Raw genomic sequence first — 19,927 nt, forward strand, 5'->3', positions numbered from 1 at the left:
ATTTACTGCAATACTTCTAAAGTTGTTTCGTAAACCTCAATTGATATTCGAGTTATTGCGATGTGTTAATTTTGTTCAACAAAAATAATTAAATGTTAGACAAAAGTAATTTTAATTAATATTTATTACTTACGACAGCATCACTGAAAACTATAGTCCGTTAAAACTTTTATTAATGAGTAAACTTGAAGTATAATTCTGAAAAATTTGTTTCTTTGCGTAAACCAATTCCGAAATGATTTCAGCGAAAAATATATTCAAATCCTACGACCAACTTCAAGTTTTGAAAGGCGTTGATTTGCATATTGAGGAAAGTCAAATCGTATCCATAGTCGGAGCATCCGGTGCTGGGAAAACAACGTTACTTCAAATTTTAGGCACTTTAGATCGCCCGTCAATCAATTCTGAGACAGAACTTGTGATTCATGGAGAAGATGTTCTCAAGATGAATGACAAAAATTTATCGAAGTTTAGAAATTTACATTTGGGTTTTATTTTTCAATTTCACCAATTGTTACCCGAATTCACAGCGTTGGAAAATGTTTGCATTCCAGCTTTAATTGCCAAAAAAAATAAAGCAGCCACTGAAATCGAAGCTAAAGAACTATTGGAATATCTTGGTTTGTCAGATCGAATCCACCACAAACCCAATGCACTTTCGGGTGGTGAACAACAGCGTGTTGCCGTGGCCAGAGCTTTAATCAATAAGCCTGCAATTATTTTTGCAGATGAACCTTCAGGAAATTTAGATACCGCTGCGGCCGAAAACCTACACCAGTTGTTTTTTGATTTGCGTGATAAATTCAAACAGACTTTTGTGATTGTCACGCACAACGAAACCTTAGCCAATATGGCCGACCGAAAATTGACCATGGTCGATGGACAAATCTCCGTATAATCATCATGTTACTGCTACTATTGTATTGGAGCTATCTTGGATTTACTTTTTTAAATATAGGTTTTGGTTTCCAAAAAATGGCGCGAATAAAACCGAAGGACCACATTTTTCTAATGGTTTTTGGAATGTTTGCCACAACAATATTAGCCAGCATTTGGGCCATTTTTGGAAGAATTAATGTTGAGTTTCAACTTTTTTTGACAGCATTACAATGCTTCATTATTGTGGTGTTTAAAAAAGAATGGTATGCTGTTTACGAATCGTTTTGGAATCAAATCAAAAGTTTAGCAGGCAAGTTAAAAATCATATTTGGTGTCATTTTACTTTTTACGCTAATTCATTCCGTATCGAATTCGAACTTCATCGATAACGAAACCTACTACATCCAAACGATCCAATGGCTCAACGAATATGGCTTTGTGAAAGGTTTGGCGAACTTGCATCTTTTCTTAGCACAAACGAGTGGTTGGCATATTTTGCAAAGTGCTTTTTCGTTTTCTTATGTATCGAATCATTGGAATCATCTGAATGGATTTTGTTTGTTGCTCGGTAATTTGTTTGCGATTTTCCAATTGAATGACTATTTCAAAACCCGAAATCGATGGCATTTATGGATTGGATTATTGCCCATTATGAATGTGGTTTTGTTTCCTTTTTGCAGTGTTCCTTCGCCGGATTTAGCGGTTATAATGCTATCGTTGTTGCTCTTTTATTACTTCATAAAACAGCGAGATGAAAACGAGATGGAAACTATTAATGTACTGTTTATAATAGCTGTTTTTATAATCTACATTAAAATTACGGCATTGCCATTGATGCTTTTACCGTTACTTTATTTAGGCATGCATTTCAAAAAAATGAATGCTAAAATAACGTTGAGTTTGGTCGTTGGGCTTTTGGTCTTCATTGTATTCATCATTAAAAACACCATTTTAACCGGTTATCCTTTGTTCCCTTCGCTCCTATTCAAAAATTACTCCCATGTTGATTATAGCATTCCAATATCGTTTTATGATTTTTCATTCAATCAAATGAAATGCTATGATTTTTTTATTTCGAGTAAAGATTATGCGCAATCGAATGCGTTTCAAATCTTTTTAAAATGGATGAATAGTAGCGTTTATAATGGTTTTATTGTGACTTTAATGGTGCTCATTCCCTACTTTTTAAAACGCTTTTTCAATCAAAAAAACTATTGGATATTGTATGGTACTATGGTTTTACAATTTCTTTTTTTATGGTGTACTTCGCCACAATATCGATTCATGATTCCGTCTGTATTGCTGTTTGGTTTGATGTTGCTTTCTGTTTTTATGAATGACGAGAAAACCTTTTATATTGCATTATTCAGTTCGTTTATATTGGTATTTTTCTTTTTAATATTGCCTCCAAAATTCGGGCAACACCAACAAAAATTAACCTTCAACAAGCAGTCTTTTTCTTTGAATCGATTGATTTACCCAAATGAAAATTCAAATTTAAAAACCAAGTATCAACAAAATACGATTGGGAATTTGCACTATTTTTCACCTGATTCAACCGTTTATATTTGGGCCACAGGCGATGGACGATTGCCTTGTGTGAATACGAAACAAATAGAATATTTCAAGAAAAAACTACATTACATTCCACAACCAAGAACCTCTGAAATTCAAGACGGATTTTACGCCCAGAAAACACCATGACAAAATCTGAATTGCATTTATTTTTAGAGGAGAAAGTCGAACAGTACAACAATCCGCAATTTATCGAAAGTGATCCGATACAAATTCCACATTTGTTTACTTCAAAAGAAGATATCGAAATCGCTGGGTTTTTAACAGCAACCATTGCTTGGGGCAATCGAAAAATGATCATTCAAAATGCGCATAAAATGATGGCATTGATGGGAAATACGCCATTCGATTTTGTGATGTCGCATACAGAAAACGACATAGAACGGTTGGAAAACTTTGTGCATCGCACATTCAACAGTGTTGATTTCACTTCATTCATCAAAGGATTGCAGCACATTTATAAAAATCATCATGGCTTAGAAAATGTCTTTACTTTGCATCAGGAGGATCATAGTCTACAGCAAAGCATTCATCAATTTAAAAAACTATTTTTCGAAATCGACCACCCGAGTCGAACCCAAAAACACATTTCAGATCCGCTCAATAATTCCGCAGCAAAACGCATCAACATGTATTTGCGCTGGATGATTCGCCAAGACAACAAAGGCGTTGATTTGGGCATTTGGAAAAATATTGCACCCGCAAAGTTATCTTGTCCATTGGATGTTCATTCCGGAAATGTAGCTCGAAAATTAGGATTGCTAACCCGAACACAAAACGATGCTAAAGCGCTATCAGAACTCGATGCCAACCTCAGAATCTTCGACGCAACTGATCCCGTAAAATACGATTTTGCCTTATTTGGCTTGGGTGTTTTTGAAGGATTTTAATTTTTTTCATAGCAGTCTAATTATCAAAAAATTAAAAAAAAGCATATTAGATTAGGGTAAAGTAAATGTTAATTGTCTAATAAAGTGGTGTGATTTAGTAAAATATCTATTAAATTCGCAACGCCATTTCTAAATTTTATTAAATACTTAACTTACCATGAATATCCTTAAAAGCAAAAAATCAATAGGAATCCTTATCGTTTCTATGATTGCAACCAATACACTAACCTATTTTTATAGCACTAAAAAAAGTGTTTCTGTTGCAGATGAGGCCGATCAATCAGTGCATACCGATAATAGTTCGGGTTGTACCTATAAAGTACAACGATTGAACGGATATGATTTCATCAAACCGATTCTTTTTGTTGACACACAATGCGAGTCCGAAAAACTTAGTCCGGTAAAGCAAAGTGTTACTACTTTAATCAATAATTATAAAAATATTGGCGTGATTAATTCGGCTTCGGTGTATTTGAAAGAATATCAAGCTAATGATTGGACTGGCATCAACATGGATGAGAAGTTTTTACCGGGTTCTTTGATGAAAGTACCGGAATTAATCGCTTATTTGAAAATGAATGAACTCAAACCCGGAACTTTAGACAAAGTTCTTTTGTTCGATAAAACAACGTTTACTGATCGACATGTTAATTTTGGTTCGAAATCCATTCAATTAGGAAAAAAATATACCATTCGAGAATTGCTTAAGTATATGATTACCTATTCTGATAATAATGCTACTGATTTACTCAATAGAAATATCGATTTGAATGTTTTCAAAAAAGTATTTACGGATCTTGGTATGGATGCACCGGATTGGAGTGCCAAAAATTATCCGATTACAGCCAAACAATTTTCAGTTTTTATGAGAACGTTATACAATGGTACTTACCTTAATGATGAAAATTCAGAAATTGCCACACAGCTATTGAGCAAATGTGATTTTAAAGAAGGTTTGGTTGCCGGATTACCAACCAATACCAAAGTAGCACACAAATTCGGAGAAGCTGGTACGACTCAAGAACAACAACTCAGCGAATCTGCTATTATTTACCTCGACAATAATCCCTACGTAATTACGATTATGACTAGAGGAAAGGATTACAAACAATTACCGCTTGTCATCAAAGAAATTTCGAATGTTGTCTACCAATTTATGCAACAAAACGACATAGCAAGCAATTAGTTTTTTCGATTGTAAGAACTTAATTTGATTGTTCACTAATACTTTAAAAGCGTACCTTTGCCCAAAATTCTAGCAAATGAGTACTTTCGAGCAATTCAATCTTCCTAAATCCGTTCAAAAAGCAATTGATGAATTAGGGTTTACCACGCCAACGCCTATTCAGGAAAAGTCATTTGCTGTGATCATGTCCGGTCGCGATATGATGGGAATTGCTCAAACAGGAACAGGTAAAACGTTTGCTTACTTATTACCGTTATTAAAACTCTATAAGTTTACACCCACGCATACACCTAAAATTGTCATCCTAGTTCCGACAAGGGAATTGGTGGTTCAGGTTGTAGAAGAAGTTGAAAAACTGACTCAATATATGTCGGTTCGAACATTGGGAATTTATGGTGGCGTTAACATCAACACTCAAAAAACATCCGTGTATCACGGCATCGATATCTTAGTCGGTACTCCGGGAAGAACCATGGATTTGGCGTTAGACAACGTCATCCGTTTTGATGAAACTTCCAAATTGGTCATTGACGAATTTGACGAAATGCTCAATTTGGGTTTTCGCACGCAATTGACAGCGATACTCGCGATGATGAAACCCAAACGACAAAACATACTATTCTCAGCAACAATGACCGATGAAGTCGATGCGGTTTTGAATGATTTTTTCGATTTTCCGGAAGAAGTCAGTTTGGCCGCTTCGGGAACACCTTTGGAAAACATTACGCAATTGTCGTATGCAGTTCCGAATTTCAACACCAAAATCAATTTATTAAAACAATTGTTGACCGATGATGAAAGCATGAGTCGTGTATTGATTTTCGTTAATAACAAGAAGATATCTGATATGCTTCACGAGAATATTGATGAAGCTTTTGAAGGTCAATTTGGAGTCATCCATTCCAATAAATCTCAAAATTATCGATTGAATACGATGGCTTCTTTTCAGGAAGGCAACCTGCGAGGCATTATCACAACAGATATCATGGCGCGTGGTTTGGATATTTCTGATATCACACACGTCATCAATTTTGAAATGCCAGAAATGCCAGAATTGTATATGCACCGTATCGGAAGAACCGGTCGTGCCGATGCTACAGGCACCGCGATTAGTTTTTATACGCCACGTGAAGTCGAATTCAAACTCGAAGCCGAAGTGCTCATGAATATGGAAATGCAAAACATTTCGTTTCCTGAAAATGTTGAGATTTCATTGAAATTAATCGGACCAGAAAAAGACAAGCAACCAATCAAATTTCTGTTGAAGAACAAGAAACTTGATGGTGAAGGCGCGTTTCATGACAAAGCCAAAAAGAATAAGAAAGTCAATTTGGGTGGACCTTCTAAAACGAAAAAGAAAACTTCGGGTTCTGTCAATCGAAATATGTTGAAAACACGCGATAAAAAAAGAAAAGACAAGAAATAATTGATAATTGATAATTCGTTGTTATTTTTGACAAATGCGGAGCATTCACTGAACTCCGCTGAAAAATAACATCAGTGAAGTAAACCTTAATTAGCATGCAATTTAAACATCCGGAAATTCTTTACTTCCTATTTTTACTGATAATCCCGATATTGGTTCATTTGTTTCAGTTGCGTCGTTTTAAAAAGGAATATTTTACGAATGTTCGTTTTTTAAAAGAAATTTCCATTCAAACCAGAAAAAGTTCTAAGATTAAAAAATGGTTGTTGCTGGCCACACGTTTGTTGTTGTTGGCTTTCTTGATTTTTGCTTTTGCCCAACCTTTTTTCAAAGCCAAAGACAGCAAAAACAGTCGCAATGACATGTATCTCGTACTCGACAATTCGTTTAGCATGCAAGCCAAAGGACAAAAAGGTCCGTTGTTACAAAGAGCGATTGAAGATTTGTTGGAACACATTCCTGAAAACCAAAACTTCTCTTTGATTACGAATTCCGAAACTTTTTGGAATACCGATATCAAATCGATTCGCAAGGAATTGCAGCATTTAAAATTTAGTCCGTTGCCATTTCAACTCGAAAGTGCTATGGCGAAAATCAAGTCGCACCAAGCGCCAACCAACAAAGACATTGTAATTATTACTGATGCGATTGGATTGCAACCCAAACAACTCAAAAGCATCGATGCCAGTTGGAATACCGCTTTCATCACACCCAAAGCACAACAAAAAAATAATGTAGCCATCGACAGTGTTTTCATTGCGCAAACCTTGGATAATTTTTATGAAATCGGTGTCAAATTATCGGCTTATGGCGATGATGTGAAAAACATTCCGATTGCCTTATACAACCACGACAAACTCATTGCCAAAACCATTATCGCGATGGAAGGCAAAGAAAAAACGATGAATTTCACGATTCCAAAAGAAGATTTTCACGGTTATTTTTCGATTACGGATAATAGTTTGGCGTATGATAATACGTTTTATTTCAGCATTTCCAAACCTCAAAAAATCAATGTTTTGAGTATTGGTGATGCGGATAAAAGTACTTTCTTATCGCGGATTTATACTGCGGATGAATTCAATTTCAGCAATTTCAATTTGACAAGTCTTGATTATAACAGCATTGAAAAACAGGACGCGATTGTATTGAATGAACTAACCGATATTCCGCAGGCGTTGCAAACAACCTTAAAAACTTTCGCTGAAAAAGGAGGCAACGTGATTTTTATTCCATCGAGTGAAAGCAGCGTTTCCAATAGCAATAGTTTTTTAGGGAATTTTGGTCGCATTCTATTTCAAAATCTGCAAAACACTGAAAAGCTGATTACCAAAATCGCGTTCAACAATCCTGTTTTTAAAACCGTTTTTGAAAAGCAAGTTGCCAATTTTCAATATCCGAAAACGCAATCAAACTTTGGCATCAGCACAAGCAATCCTGCGATTTTAAGTTATGAAGATCAAAGTATTTTCCTGACTTCTATTCAGAATCCGCTTTCGTCGGTGTATGTTTTTGCAGCCGAATTGAATAAGAAAAATTCGAATTTTCAAAATTCGCCTTTGATTGTTCCGACGTTTTACAACATGGCGCAAAGCATTCAAAAAACCGGAATTTCTGCTTATACGATTGGTGAAAACAATCCGATTTTGATTGATGCTTTGCTCGGGAAAGATGAAATTTTAAGCATTCAAAACAAAGACGAAAAATTCATTCCGGTTCAACAGATTTTAAATAGTAAAGTCAAATTGACTTGCACCGATTATCCACAGCAAGCCGGGAATTTTGCGATAGTCAAACAAGAGGAACTGCTCAAAAATGTGAGTTTCAACTACAACCGAACAGAAAGCAATGTCAATACCGATTCTGAAAATCTATTGTCCGATTTCACGGTGAAAGAATCCATTGAAAATTATTTCGATACTTTACAAACTGACAGAAGCGATAACAATCTTTGGAAATGGTTTGTTATTTTTACACTATTATTTTTGTTGCTGGAAGTACTCATTCAAAAATTAGTCAAATGAATCTAATCGTCAGAGCTGCTAAAATTATCGATGCGAAAAGTCCGTTTCACAATCAAATCGTTGATTTGCACATTGACCTTGGAAGCATCAAAAAAATCGGTATAAAACTTTCGAATACTGAAAATCTGACCGAAGTTAGTTTAGACAATCTCCATATTTCACAAGGCTGGTTCGATTCGAGTGTATCTTTGGGCGAACCCGGATTTGAAGACCGCGAAACCATCACCAACGGATTGCAAGTAGCAGCGAAAAGTGGTTTTACGGGCATTGCTTTACAGCCCAATGCCTATCCTATTATCGACAACCAATCGCAGATTCAATTTGTGAAATCGAAAGCTGATAATATGACTACTGAGCTTTTTCCAATCGGAGCTTTAACCAAAGAAAGTCTCGGAAAAGATTTGGCTGAATTATACGACATGAAAAACGCCGAAGCGGTTGCTTTTGGTGATTATAATAAAAATACCGACAACCCGAATTTGCTCAAAATTGCTTTGCAATACGCACAAGATTTTGACGGATTGGTGGTTGCTTTTTCACAAGACAATGACATCAAAGGGCAAGGCGTTGTCAATGAAGGTGTTGTTTCGACTCGACTTGGACTCAAAGGAATTCCTGCTTTGGCGGAAGAAATTCAGATTGCACGCAATTTATTTTTATTGGAATATACCGGTGGCAAATTGCACATTCCAACCATTTCAACCTCGAAATCTGTTGATTTGATTCAAGCTGCAAAAAACAAAGGATTGCAAGTTACGTGCAGTGTTGCCGTGCATCATTTGGTTTTAACCGATGCCACTTTGGATGGATTTGACACGCGTTATAAAGTGACGCCACCATTGCGAACGGAAACCGACAGACAGGCTTTGATTGCCGGTATTTTGAATGGCACGATTGATATGATTACTTCTGACCACAACCCAATCGATATCGAACATAAAAAAATGGAATTCGATTTGGCGAAATACGGAACCATTGGACTCGAAAGCGCTTTTGGAGCTTTGCTTACGGTATTGCCTTTGGAAGTAGTTGTCGAAAAATTAACTGCTGGAAAAGCAGTTTTTCAAATAGAAAATCAAGCGATTCAAGAAGGCAATAAGGCCAATATCACGCTTTTTAATCCTGAAGCCAATTGGACTTTTGGTAAAGAAAATATCCTTTCAAAATCTAAAAATTCGGTTTTCTTAGGAACAGCCATGAAAGGAAAAGTCTACGGAATTTATAATCAAGGAAAATTAGTTTTATAATACTATAAACTTTCCGGCTCTGCGGCTTTGCGAGACAATAATAACCGCTCGCAAAGTCGCAGAGCCGCAAAGTAAAAACCCAATACTCTAAAAATATTTACGCTTATATGAACAACAAGATTGAAGAAGGAAAAACCGCTGCCATTACGAGTTATATTTTAATCGTCGGTGTGATGATTGCGATTTCGATGAATGCGGAAACTAAAAACCCGTTCGCTTCGTTTCACATCAGACAAGCCTTGGGTTTGACGATTACTTTTCTTTCGTTGGGATTGATTGTGAGTAATTTCGACAGCATGATGATTTCAGCAACCATGTGGATTTTCGTTTCTGTTTTATGGACCTATGGTATTTTTACAGCGATTAGAGGAGAAATGAAACCGTTGCCGTTGTTGGGGAATTTATTTCAAAAAGCGTTTCATTTTATTTAAAAACCCAATGAAATTATCACTACACCATCTCGTTCGTGAACCAAAAATCAAGTTAGAAAAGAATCCGTTGTTGTTGTTGCTTCACGGTTATGGCAGCAATGAAGAAGATTTATTTTCGTTTGCAAGTGAACTTCCCGAAGCATATTACGTGATTTCCGTTCGTGCACCTTACGATTTGATGTATGGCAGTTATGCTTGGTATGCGATTAATTTTGATGCTGATGAAAACAAATTCTCGGATCTGAATCAAGCGCGAAGTTCCCGTGATTTGATTTCTAATTTTATTGATGAATTGTTCACAGCTTACCCAATTGATGCTCAAAAAGTCACTTTAATCGGATTCAGTCAAGGCACGATTTTGAGTTATGCCGTGGCATTGTCTTATCCTCAAAAAGTGCAGCGTGTGGTTGCAATGAGTGGTTATTTGAACACCGAAATGGCAACAGAAAATTATGCTCAGAACGACTTTAAAAACCTCACAATCTTTGCGTCACATGGTACAGCAGACCAAGTCATTCCTGTGGATTGGGCGCGCAAAGCCAAACCTATTTTAGATACTTTGGGTATAGAAACTACTTATAAAGAATATCCGATTGGACATGGTGTTTCTCCTCAGAATTTTTATGACTTTAGGAGTTGGTTGGAGGTGAAATAGAAACGCGAATGAAGCGGATTTACACAGATTTTATTGAATATTTTTATTGTTTCTGATATAAAACCGACTGGATTGTTTCAAAAGAAATTGATTCATCTTCATTGACAAAATACTTCAACAACACTTCGCCCCAATATTCGCCATCATTATAATCGGCAATAATCCATCGGTGATTTAATACTTTAGCTTTGTTGATGATGAATTTTTGCACACCAATTTGATCTTGTCCTGTATATGGATTTCCTTTGGGATTGTCATTAAAATCCATTAGTTTTTCTTTTACATACGGAATCAATTTTTCATAAGGAATGAATTTTTTTCCATCAGCGGAATCAAAATAATTCTGCGCATTCTGATTGTTCTCTAAAGAAAAATAATTGGCATCAACATATTTTGCTGTGATTGATGTGAGGCTGTCTTTGAGTTTGGCATTTGTTGTAGCGGCATGCGTTTCTTCAAAAGTGCTTTTTTTACTGTAATACATATACGTAAAAATATTCATCAAAACAGCTAAGATAAAAAGGTAAAGGAACAGTGATTTTTTCATGGTAAATTATATTGTGATTTCTAAGTTATCGTAGGCCAAATATACGTTTTTGGGTAATTTTTTTTGAATGTCTTCATGAAAACCAAAATGGTGGCTAATGTGCGTCAAATAGGTTTTCTCTGGTTGTACGAGCGCAATAAAATCTAAAGCTTCTTCCAAATTGAAATGCGAATGATGTGGTTCTTCACGAAGCGCATTCACTACCAAAACTTTGACACCTTTGAGCCTTTCAATTTCAGTAGCATCAATAGTCTTAACATCGGTTAAATAAGCAAAATCGTCAACCCTATAACCGAAAACCTGAAGTTCGCCGTGGTATACATTAATCGGAACCGCCATTTTATTTCCGATAGCAAAAGGAACAGTTTCTTTGACTTCGATTGGTGTTACTGATGGCGCACCAGGATATCGATTTTCAGTTTCAAAAACATATTCAAAACGCCTTCTCAAATTGGCAATAACCCTTTCGTGAGCATAAATCGGAATCGCGCCTTGTTTGAAATTAAAAGGACGAATATCATCCAATCCCGCAGTGTGGTCGGCATGCTCGTGGGTGTATAAAATAGCATCCACCTTTTGACAATTAGAAGTAAGCATTTGTTGCCTGAAATCCGGGCCACAATCGATGACATAGGAATGTTCATCCCAATGAATCCAAACAGAAACTCGCAATCTCTTATCTTTAACATCCGTACTTTGACATACAGCATGCTCGCTTCCAATAACGGGAATGCCTTGTGAAGTTCCGGTACCTAAAAAATAGACTTTCAATACTGTTATTTTTTTTACAAAAATACTATTAATTCTCACTTGGTAAAGTGCTATTTTGTTAACTTTGTCAAAGTATTACTACGTTACCTCAAATAATGGACAAACAGATAAAGCTAAAAGGCGATAAAGTCATCGAGCAAATTCCTTCAACTAAGGATAAGGCACTTCGTATTAATTTGAATGAAAATATCTACGGAACGTTTGCCGAAATAGGCGCAGGACAAGAAACCGTTCGCCATTTTTTCAGATCTGGTGGCTCTTCAGGAACGATTGCAAAAGCAATGAGTGCTTACGATAAAGATTTTAGTGATGCTATTTATGGTATCGAAGAAGATGGTCGATATGTTACTGAAAGCCGATTAAAAAAAATGCTTACCCATGAAGTGAATCTGATAGAAAAGCGTTTGAGTCGTGAAAAACATCCAAACAAAATGTTTTTCAGTTACGCCAATACCGTGGCTACGATTGATTTTGCGAAACAATTTAAAGGACATGGTTGGGTTGGAATCCGTTTTCAAATTGATCCAGAAGAAGATTACAACGACATTAGCATTCACATCCGATTTAAAGAAACCGATGCCCGTTTGCAACAAGAAACTTTAGGGGTTCTTGGTGTAAATTTGATTTACGGTGCTTTTTATAAATACAACGACCCTAAAAAATTACTGCGTTATTTATACGATCATTTGGATAAAGACCAATTGGAAATCGACACAATCAATTTCTCCGGACCGCGTTTCGCCGAAGTTGACAACCGTTTGATGAGTTTACAGTTGGTAAAAAACGGCATGACCGATGCGGTGATGTTCGACCCAGAAGGGAAAAATATTCTTCCTGCAGCGATTTTATACAAGAAAAATATTTTGGCTTTACGAGGCAGTTTCCGTCCGGTGACTAGCGTCAATATGGATATGTATGAGAAGTCTTTGAAGATGTTTCTTGCTGAAAGTAAAGTAGAAAAAGAAAATACTTTAGTAGTTTTTGAAATCACACTTTCGAACCTGCGTTCTGAAGGCGAGATTGACGAAAGAGATTTTATGGATCGTGCCGAATTACTCTGTTCGTTAGGACAAACGGTAATGATTTCGAACTTCCAGGAATATTATAAAGTGGTCGAATATTTCTCTGCTTATACCAAAGCCCGTATGGGATTGGCGATGGGTGTCAACAATTTGATTGATATTTTTGATGAAAAATACTACCGCCATTTAAGTGGTGGAATCCTCGAAGCTTTCGGAAAATTATTCTACCGCGATTTGAAAGTATTCTTATATCCGATGCTGGGTGAAGACGGTGAAATCATCAATTCTGAAAACCTCAAAGTGCATCCAAGAATGAAAGAGTTATACAAATTCTTCAAGTTCAATGGAAAAGTGGTCGATATTGATGACTTCGATCCACACAATCTAGAAGTTTTCTCACGTGAAGTGCTGAAAATGATTAGCCACGGAAAAACCGGATGGGAAAATATGTTACCTCAAGGTATTGCAGATATCATTAAGCAACACCAATTGTTTGGTTACGATCCGAATAAGGTTTTGGAAGAAGAGACTAAGTAATTTTATATAAAAAAACAAGAGCCAAGAAGCAAGACAAAACCTTGATTCTTGGCTCTTTTTCTTTGGTGCTATTTCAAGATTTGAGCAGCGTGAGCTTTCGTTTTTACATCAGCTATCACTTCGTCGATGATGCCGTTTTCGTCTATGATAAAAGTGGTTCTATTGATACCATCGTATTCTCGTCCCATGAATTTTTTTGGGCCCCAAACGCCAAAAGCTTCTATGACTGATTTATCTTCATCAGCTAATAATGGAAAAGGCAATTCGAATTTGTTTTTGAATTTGGCCTGTGCTTTTGCAGAATCGGCACTTACGCCCAATAACGCATAATTGTTAGCCTGAAAGCGGTGGTAATTATCTCGCAAATCGCAAGCTTCAGCCGTGCAGCCTGGTGTGTCGGCTTTTGGATAAAAGAAAACCACAAGTTTTTTTCCTTTATAATCTGCTAATGTATGGAGGTTGCCATCTTGGTCTTGTGAGGAGAAGTTTGGGGCTTTGTCGCCTTTTTGGAGTAAAGTCATTGTTGGATTATTAGATTGTTAGATTCTTGGATTATTAGATTTCAAGACTGTAAGATTATAAGATTTTAAGATGAGTTTCTGTTTAACGCCCTGCCCTGCCCCAGATAACTTCACTATACTTTTATTTTCATCGGAGTTCAGTGAACACTTCGTGTTTGAAGAGGAAACCCCGGGATTTTTAGGGCTAATTTTTCTTGCAATGGCTCAGCGACCAACGGAAGCTGAAGCGATTGCTTAGAAAAATAGTTTTAAAAGTCTCGGCGTTGCAGCGGAAAGCTGGATTAGGCCCATCCTAAAAATTATATTATTTTTACTCACATAAAAATAAGCACAATGACCCAACAAGAGCGTGTAACATTTGTTATAAATACGTTAAAAGAACTGTATCCGACGATTCCGGTGCCGTTGAACCATAAAGATCCTTATACGTTACTGATAGCGGTTTTGCTTTCGGCGCAGTGCACGGATGTTCGAGTGAATCAGATTACGCCGCTGTTGTTTGCCAAAGCTGATAATCCGTATGATATGATTAAAATGTCGATCGAAGAAATCAAGGAAATCATTCGTCCGTGTGGGTTGTCGCCGATGAAATCGAAAGGGATTCACGGTTTGTCGCACATTTTGATTGATAAGCATGAAGGGAAAGTACCACAGAGTTTTGAAGCGCTTGAAGCTTTGCCTGCAGTAGGTCATAAAACCGCAAGTGTGGTGATGAGTCAAGCATTTGGTGTTCCGGCTTTTCCTGTGGATACGCACATTCACCGTTTGATGTACCGTTGGAATTTTACCAATGGTAAAAACGTAGTGCAAACTGAAAAAGATGCGAAACGTTTATTTCCGGAAGCGTTGTGGAATGATTTGCACCTTCAAATTATTTGGTACGGACGAGAATATTCGCCAGCGAGAGGATTGGATTTAGAAAAAGACATCATCACCAAAACCATCGGCAGGAAATCGGTTTTGAATGAACATCAAAAAAAAATATCCCGATAATTACCGGGATATTTTCTTAATTAGCTAAAATTTCTATGGACATGCTACCCATTTTGATAAAGCTTAACGCTTTTGAGTAATTTAATAAAAAAGAAATAGTCTCTTTTTTAGGTTTCATAGAAGGTGTAACTAATGTTTTTTTAGAGTAAATTTTTGCCATATTGTAGTTTGAATGTGTTTGTTTCTACTACAACGTTGGTTTATTTCAAATATTGTTAATTCGTTAAAATTATTTGATGTTTCTCGATGACTTTTCTCAAATTCATCAAAGCGTAACGCATTCTACCTAAGGCAGTATTGATGCTAACACCTGTTAATTCAGATATTTCTTTGAAACTTAGGTCTTGATAAATACGCATCACCAAAACTTCTTTTTGATCTGCAGGCAATTCTTCAATTAGTTTTTTAAGATCTTTTTCTACTTGATCCGTAATCATTCTGCCTTCAATAGTTTGAGAATTGTCGGTCATAATCGAGAAAATAGAAAACTCTTCTGTTTCGCGGAACATCGGCATTTTTTTATTTTTTCTGAAATGGTCGATGATTAGATTGTGCGCGATACGCATGACCCAAGGAAGAAATTTTCCTTCTTCGTTATACGAATTGGATTTTAAAGTTTTGATGACTTTAATAAAAGTATCTTGAAAGATATCATCCGTTAAATCTCTGTCTGAAATTTTTGAGAAGATAAAACCGTAAATTTTTGATTGGTGCCTATTGATTAATGTAGCCAAAGCGCTTTCGTCACCTGCGACATAATTCTTTACCAATAATGCATCTGGGATTTGAACATTAGCCATAAAATTACCTTTTAGTTTTAATAATAAGTTTGAGACAATCTCTAAAAAGTAGTTTTCTGTTATAGGCTAAATGTTAATGAAGGATTAATATTAAGCCAAATGTAGCACAATTTTATTTTTAAATGCAACTTATGATTGAAAATTTAACAATTTTGATGCAATAAATAAAAGCAAGCAATCGCTTTTTGAAAATAAATTAACCGCATATACTTTTGTTTATATTGAAATAATAAGATCCTTTAATGATTTTATTTCTTTATAATTTTTATATTCTGGATACCGTCTGAATTTTTTATTTTTAAAAAGTAGATTCCAGATTTAAACGAACTCATATCAATTGTATGATTAGACTTAACAATATCTTCAACTTGTTTTTGTCCTAATAAGTCCGTTAGAATAATCTGATTTTGGTCGTTTGCAAGTTGTAAATACAATATGTTTTCTACAGGATTTGGGTAGTACGATGACTTAAAATCAGAAGGGTTTTCTATACCCAGTGAACAGCTACTTCCTACGACATAAGTAAAATATCTTGTGACGGATAATCCGCCCGCATAAGCAAATTTGACGGCATAACTAATGGTTGAACCAAGAATTTGCCCCGTAATAGTTTTGGTGAAAATATTCCCGGATACGTTGGTCATTGGCGTTTCTGCGAAAGGAGATTGTCTCCACAAATAAGCCACTACGCCCACTCTATCAGTATCAAGCAATTCGAAAGTGATTTTAACATCGGTTCCTAGCGTTTGAAAAGCATAATTGTATCCTGTGGAGAACGAGCCTTGAGAAGCTTCTGTATCCGTGCCATTACAACCTAGTACTGCAGTAGTGGTTGCATTGAGTACAATCGGATTATTCAAAGCGGTATTGCCTGTCAAATCGTTGACAGCAATTGAAAAGCTATAGTTGGTGTTTGGAGACAATTCTGAGATAATTACTGATTTTTGAACACCGGAAGTTCCGGCATACGAAAAAGACTGTGTTCCGTAGGAAACATTATAAGCAATATTTCCGGAGTTGTCTGTTGCGTTGAGTAGCAACTCGACAGAAGAACTGGTAACTGCTCCGACAGTAGCTGTAAAATTATTTGGTCGCTCCGTATCAACAAGTGTATTTTGATAAACACGGACATAATCAATATCCATCGAGGTTTGCGTAAAATTAGTGTCTAAAGTGCCCGCTATACCACCCATGGCAATATTCAACAACAGATACTGTTCTTTATTAAAGGGCCAAGTATTTGGGTTTTTGACGGTCGGGTTGTAGGTATAAAAAACAACACCATCCAGAAGAAAAGATATTTGAAAGGGCGACCAATTTACCGAATAAATGTGATACGTATTGGCTAAATCATTTGCAACGATACCTCCATTATTTATGGAATTTCCAAAAGAAGATGGTGTATGAAGTGTACCTTGAACATAATTGATAGACTGCGACGGAAAAATTCCGTGCTCCATAATATCTGTTTCACCACAAGCAGGCCAATCGGTGGTTCCAAATTCTGCATCAAAGTAAGCTCCATCTTCGTTGACATTTTTGCCTAACATCCATATAGCTGGCCATGTTCCGGAATCTAAAGGTAGTTTTGCGCGCACGTCTACCCTTCCGTATTTGAAAGCAAATTTAGAGTTCAATCTCGCTGAAGTATATTCCTTTGTAACACCTTGATCCGTGTATGGTTCCTTTATAGCAACAATATGCAAGAGTCCAGTTTCTACAAAAGAATTGGCTATTTGGTTGGTGTAATGTTGCACTTCACCATTAAACCAGCTTCCACCTGCAGGCAATTGTGTTTGATGAAACCAATTGGTCGTATTAACGGCACCGTCGGTATCGAATTCATCCGACCAAACTAAATCATTGTAAACCACATCAACTTGAGCATAGCAAAATTGAACCAAGAAGAAAAATAAAAATAGAATCTGAAGGGATATCTTTTTTTTCATAATAGTTTCATATTTAGAAAGTACCATTGCATTTTTATCCAATTATAAAACAGTAACGCCTTTCGATATTTATTTAGTGCTTAGTATTTCAATGTTTCATCTTTGTTCCAAATGCCCCAATACGCACCAACATCTCCTTCTGCGCCAACTTTCCATGATTCATCAAAAGAAGAAAAATAAAATATTTCAATATCATTTTGTTGCGACCACAATTGGGTGTCTATAAAGTATTTCATGGCGTTTTCATTAGAGGCAACAGCACCTTTGAGCGAACCTCCTTCGCTAGGCCAACCTGTCTCTGTAATAATCACGCGTTTGCCTTTTCCTGCATCTTTCGCAGCGCCAAACATACTTTGCATATGATGCAATGAATACTCAATGGGACAACCTTCCCAATAAGGATAACAATTGGTTAGTATTACATCGCAAGCTTCGGTTATTCTAGGGCGATGCGAAAACTCATAATAAGCGTCGACATAACCGACAGGAATATCAGGCAGCGCCTGCTTTACACGATCGATGTAGGCCAACAATTGTTCTTCTGTCAAATCACCTCTATACATGACTTCATTACCAACTGCGGCAATCGCTACGCAACCTTCTTTGGCTAGTGTAATTAGTCCTTCTATTTCCTTTTCATTGAGTTCCAAATCGCTTCCAAGCCATGCACCAACGAGTGTTTTCATTCCGTTTTGGTGTGCAATTCTGGCTATATGTTCGTTGCCTTCAATACATGAAAAAGAACGAATCCATTTGGTATGCGGTTTTAGAATTTGAATGCGTCTGTTTACCTGATCGGCAGTAATGATGTCTCCAGGTTTTTGACCATCTTCGTACAAGCTAAAACAAATGCCATGCATCCCTTTATGTAGTGTTTCTCTCCACATTTCAGCTATTTCTTTAGTTGGGATTTCAGAAAAATCAATGTGTTGATGTTCGTTTTCTAAAGAATTATTTTCTAACGTATTGTTTTCTAACGAAAAATAATGACCTGCTCTAAATGACATGACTTTATAGTTTTAATGTTATAATTCGCCTCTTCTGGCTACTAATTCGGCTTTTATTTCTTTGGCTTTTTCTTCGGATAAGTTGTAATCCCACATCACCCATATAGCAATGGCTGCAGTAATAATTGGTATAAAAATATCGAAAAGCCTGAGGTTGGTTATAGTTTCAGTACTCTGAATAGCTTTACTAGCATCAAAGCCAATGACTTCTAGTACCCAGCCTGCTAAAACCAAGGCAATTCCTTGTCCTAATTTTACCATCCACCAATAGATGGCTCCAAAAGTGCCTTCTTTTCTGGGCATACCGTTTTCCAATTCATCAAGGTCACATACATCGGCTGTCATGCTCATCATTAAGGTAAAAAGTCCTCCTAATCCGAAGGCTATAAAAGGCACAGGAAGTAACATTAACCAAGGATTTCCGGGATTAAAACCCCACCATTTCAATCCATATCCAATAATTGATAACACAGTAGAAATAATAAAGGCGTTCTTTTTACCAAATTTGCTAGAAAGCATTGTGACTATCGGAATGATTAAAAATGCTGTAAACACAGCACTAATCGTAGAGAACCATGCCGGCCAAGTTCCGGCCAATCCGTAATCGCCTTTGAATAAATAAAACACAATAATGAAGTAACTAAAAGAAGCGACCATTTGAAATCCGTTGAAAACCAGAAAAGTCGCTGCACACAATTTCATGAAAGATTTATTCTTAGAAATCACACCGATACTTTTGAAAAGACTCAGAAGTTCACTAAAAATATTTTTGTTTTTATTACTTCTATTTTCCAAATTGGTTTGATCCATTTCTTTACAAAAAAGGGCCGGTAATATTCCTAAAATCATACAAATAGCCCCTACAATTACAGATAATTTATGCACACCCTCAGCTTGTGTTTTAAACATCGTTGGATCGGCAATCACCACCCAAAACCAAGGCACAATCATCCATGCAATTTGTCCTATGGTTTGAGAAAATCCCATCAATCGGGTTCGTTCTTGATAATCGGAGGTCATTTCATATCCTAATCCTATTAGAGGCGTTGCAAACAAAGCATTCCCAGTCAAGAAAACCAGAGAAAAAATTAGAAAATACCAAAAATTATAGGTTTGGGTATCATTGGGATCAAGTTGCCACAAAATGATGAAAAATATACCACTCAAAATAGCACCCACAAAAATAAAAGGTCTTCTTCTTCCCCATCTCGATACGGTATTATCAGAAAGATGTCCAATAATGGGATCGATAATCGCATCATATATTCGAGGTAAACCACCTAATATTCCAGCAAGAAAAGGATCCATGCCAAAAGCAGTAAGTAAAAAGAATGAAAAAACACCTAAAGCTCCCGGAAATAAATTGTTTACTAGATGTCCAGCTCCAAAGGCAGCCTTTTGTCCAAAAGGAACTTTATCCCTTGCTAATTTTGGTGTTGTGTTGGTGGATTGTAACTCTGACATAAT

At 36.4% G+C, this 19,927-nt stretch carries 18 protein-coding genes; 11 read left to right on the forward strand and 7 right to left on the reverse strand.

Annotated features, from left to right (window positions below):
• Positions 1-235: 235 nt before the first annotated feature.
• From RMO03_RS10605 to RMO03_RS10645, 9 genes are all read left to right on the forward strand, one after another.
• Positions 236-898: an ABC transporter ATP-binding protein gene (locus RMO03_RS10605; RefSeq protein ID WP_309642076.1), complete on the forward strand. Its 663-nt coding sequence runs from the start codon at positions 236-238 to the stop codon at positions 896-898.
• A gap of 5 nt (positions 899-903) precedes the next feature.
• Positions 904-2,583, forward strand: a complete 1,680-nt coding sequence (locus RMO03_RS10610; protein WP_409024917.1) for an LIC_10190 family membrane protein — start codon at positions 904-906, stop codon at positions 2,581-2,583.
• Positions 2,580-3,344: a TIGR02757 family protein gene (locus RMO03_RS10615; RefSeq protein ID WP_309642078.1), complete on the forward strand. Its 765-nt coding sequence runs from the start codon at positions 2,580-2,582 to the stop codon at positions 3,342-3,344. Before RMO03_RS10610 ends, RMO03_RS10615 begins: the two co-directional genes overlap by 4 nt.
• Before the next feature lie 157 nt (positions 3,345-3,501).
• Positions 3,502-4,530 (forward strand): serine hydrolase, encoded by a 1,029-nt coding sequence (locus RMO03_RS10620; RefSeq protein ID WP_309642079.1) that lies wholly within the window; start codon positions 3,502-3,504, stop codon positions 4,528-4,530.
• Between the two features lie 76 nt (positions 4,531-4,606).
• Entirely contained in the window at positions 4,607-5,956 is a 1,350-nt protein-coding gene (locus RMO03_RS10625; RefSeq protein WP_309642080.1) for a DEAD/DEAH box helicase, read from the forward strand.
• A 95-nt stretch (positions 5,957-6,051) separates the two neighbouring features.
• Complete coding sequence (locus RMO03_RS10630; RefSeq protein WP_309642081.1) at positions 6,052-7,980, forward strand: BatA and WFA domain-containing protein; 1,929 nt, start codon at positions 6,052-6,054, stop codon at positions 7,978-7,980.
• The gene (locus RMO03_RS10635; RefSeq protein ID WP_309642082.1) at positions 7,977-9,227 is read left to right on the forward strand and encodes a dihydroorotase; all 1,251 of its coding nucleotides are present in this window, start codon (positions 7,977-7,979) and stop codon (positions 9,225-9,227) included. Before RMO03_RS10630 ends, RMO03_RS10635 begins: the two co-directional genes overlap by 4 nt.
• A 107-nt stretch (positions 9,228-9,334) precedes the next feature.
• Positions 9,335-9,658 (forward strand): hypothetical protein, encoded by a 324-nt coding sequence (locus tag RMO03_RS10640; RefSeq protein WP_309642083.1) that lies wholly within the window; start codon positions 9,335-9,337, stop codon positions 9,656-9,658.
• A 7-nt stretch (positions 9,659-9,665) separates the two neighbouring features.
• Complete coding sequence (locus tag RMO03_RS10645; protein WP_309642084.1) at positions 9,666-10,313, forward strand: alpha/beta fold hydrolase; 648 nt, start codon at positions 9,666-9,668, stop codon at positions 10,311-10,313.
• A 43-nt stretch (positions 10,314-10,356) separates the two neighbouring features.
• Here RMO03_RS10645 and RMO03_RS10650 read toward each other — a convergent pair whose 3' ends face one another.
• Both RMO03_RS10650 and RMO03_RS10655 read right to left on the reverse strand, forming a co-directional pair.
• A complete protein-coding gene (locus tag RMO03_RS10650) occupies positions 10,357-10,860 on the reverse strand; it encodes a hypothetical protein (RefSeq protein WP_309642085.1) in 504 nt (167 codons plus the stop codon).
• Between the two features lie 6 nt (positions 10,861-10,866).
• Positions 10,867-11,631, reverse strand: coding sequence for an MBL fold metallo-hydrolase (locus tag RMO03_RS10655; RefSeq protein WP_309642086.1), 765 nt, complete (start codon positions 11,629-11,631; stop codon positions 10,867-10,869).
• 95 nt (positions 11,632-11,726) lie between these two features.
• On the opposite strand from RMO03_RS10655, the gene RMO03_RS10660 reads away from it, so the two are divergent.
• Positions 11,727-13,190, forward strand: a complete 1,464-nt coding sequence (locus tag RMO03_RS10660; protein WP_309642087.1) for a TonB-dependent receptor — start codon at positions 11,727-11,729, stop codon at positions 13,188-13,190.
• A gap of 68 nt (positions 13,191-13,258) precedes the next feature.
• On the opposite strand, the gene bcp is transcribed toward RMO03_RS10660, so the two are convergent.
• Complete coding sequence (gene bcp, locus RMO03_RS10665) at positions 13,259-13,711, reverse strand: thioredoxin-dependent thiol peroxidase (protein ID WP_309642088.1); 453 nt, start codon at positions 13,709-13,711, stop codon at positions 13,259-13,261.
• Positions 13,712-14,044: 333 nt separating this feature from the next.
• On the opposite strand from bcp, the gene nth reads away from it, so the two are divergent.
• Positions 14,045-14,704, forward strand: coding sequence for an endonuclease III (nth, locus tag RMO03_RS10670; RefSeq protein WP_309642089.1), 660 nt, complete (start codon positions 14,045-14,047; stop codon positions 14,702-14,704).
• Between the two features lie 215 nt (positions 14,705-14,919).
• Here nth and RMO03_RS10675 read toward each other — a convergent pair whose 3' ends face one another.
• From RMO03_RS10675 to RMO03_RS10690, 4 genes are all read right to left on the reverse strand, one after another.
• Positions 14,920-15,504, reverse strand: a complete 585-nt coding sequence (locus RMO03_RS10675) for a sigma-70 family RNA polymerase sigma factor (protein WP_309642090.1) — start codon at positions 15,502-15,504, stop codon at positions 14,920-14,922.
• A gap of 248 nt (positions 15,505-15,752) precedes the next feature.
• Positions 15,753-17,453: a family 16 glycosylhydrolase gene (locus RMO03_RS10680; protein WP_309642091.1), complete on the reverse strand. Its 1,701-nt coding sequence runs from the start codon at positions 17,451-17,453 to the stop codon at positions 15,753-15,755.
• Positions 17,454-17,533: 80 nt separating this feature from the next.
• Positions 17,534-18,460 carry a glycosyl hydrolase family 17 protein gene (locus RMO03_RS10685; protein ID WP_309642092.1) on the reverse strand — a complete coding sequence of 309 codons (927 nt, stop codon included), beginning with the start codon at positions 18,458-18,460 and terminating at the stop codon, positions 17,534-17,536.
• An 18-nt stretch (positions 18,461-18,478) separates the two neighbouring features.
• Positions 18,479-19,924, reverse strand: a complete 1,446-nt coding sequence (locus RMO03_RS10690) for an MFS transporter (protein WP_309642093.1) — start codon at positions 19,922-19,924, stop codon at positions 18,479-18,481.
• Positions 19,925-19,927: the final 3 nt, after the last annotated feature.

The organism is Flavobacterium sp. (assembly GCF_031411595.1).
Taxonomy (GTDB): domain Bacteria; phylum Bacteroidota; class Bacteroidia; order Flavobacteriales; family Flavobacteriaceae; genus Flavobacterium.

What these genes read in the sequence shown, in the direction of transcription:
- RMO03_RS10685 (WP_309642092.1), bottom strand. Translation starts at nt 18,460, where the DNA reads ATGTCATTTAGAGCAGGTCATTATTTTTCGTTAGAAAACAATACGTTA.
- RMO03_RS10660 (WP_309642087.1), top strand. Translation starts at nt 11,727, where the DNA reads ATGGACAAACAGATAAAGCTAAAAGGCGATAAAGTCATCGAGCAAATT.
- RMO03_RS10605 (WP_309642076.1), top strand. Translation starts at nt 236, where the DNA reads ATGATTTCAGCGAAAAATATATTCAAATCCTACGACCAACTTCAAGTT.
- RMO03_RS10640 (WP_309642083.1), top strand. Translation starts at nt 9,335, where the DNA reads ATGAACAACAAGATTGAAGAAGGAAAAACCGCTGCCATTACGAGTTAT.
- nth (WP_309642089.1), top strand. Translation starts at nt 14,045, where the DNA reads ATGACCCAACAAGAGCGTGTAACATTTGTTATAAATACGTTAAAAGAA.
- RMO03_RS10610 (WP_409024917.1), top strand. Translation starts at nt 904, where the DNA reads ATGTTACTGCTACTATTGTATTGGAGCTATCTTGGATTTACTTTTTTA.
- RMO03_RS10630 (WP_309642081.1), top strand. Translation starts at nt 6,052, where the DNA reads ATGCAATTTAAACATCCGGAAATTCTTTACTTCCTATTTTTACTGATA.
- RMO03_RS10680 (WP_309642091.1), bottom strand. Translation starts at nt 17,453, where the DNA reads ATGAAAAAAAAGATATCCCTTCAGATTCTATTTTTATTTTTCTTCTTG.
- RMO03_RS10620 (WP_309642079.1), top strand. Translation starts at nt 3,502, where the DNA reads ATGAATATCCTTAAAAGCAAAAAATCAATAGGAATCCTTATCGTTTCT.
- RMO03_RS10615 (WP_309642078.1), top strand. Translation starts at nt 2,580, where the DNA reads ATGACAAAATCTGAATTGCATTTATTTTTAGAGGAGAAAGTCGAACAG.
- RMO03_RS10690 (WP_309642093.1), bottom strand. Translation starts at nt 19,924, where the DNA reads ATGTCAGAGTTACAATCCACCAACACAACACCAAAATTAGCAAGGGAT.
- RMO03_RS10675 (WP_309642090.1), bottom strand. Translation starts at nt 15,504, where the DNA reads ATGGCTAATGTTCAAATCCCAGATGCATTATTGGTAAAGAATTATGTC.
- RMO03_RS10635 (WP_309642082.1), top strand. Translation starts at nt 7,977, where the DNA reads ATGAATCTAATCGTCAGAGCTGCTAAAATTATCGATGCGAAAAGTCCG.
- bcp (WP_309642088.1), bottom strand. Translation starts at nt 13,711, where the DNA reads ATGACTTTACTCCAAAAAGGCGACAAAGCCCCAAACTTCTCCTCACAA.
- RMO03_RS10625 (WP_309642080.1), top strand. Translation starts at nt 4,607, where the DNA reads ATGAGTACTTTCGAGCAATTCAATCTTCCTAAATCCGTTCAAAAAGCA.
- RMO03_RS10650 (WP_309642085.1), bottom strand. Translation starts at nt 10,860, where the DNA reads ATGAAAAAATCACTGTTCCTTTACCTTTTTATCTTAGCTGTTTTGATG.
- RMO03_RS10645 (WP_309642084.1), top strand. Translation starts at nt 9,666, where the DNA reads ATGAAATTATCACTACACCATCTCGTTCGTGAACCAAAAATCAAGTTA.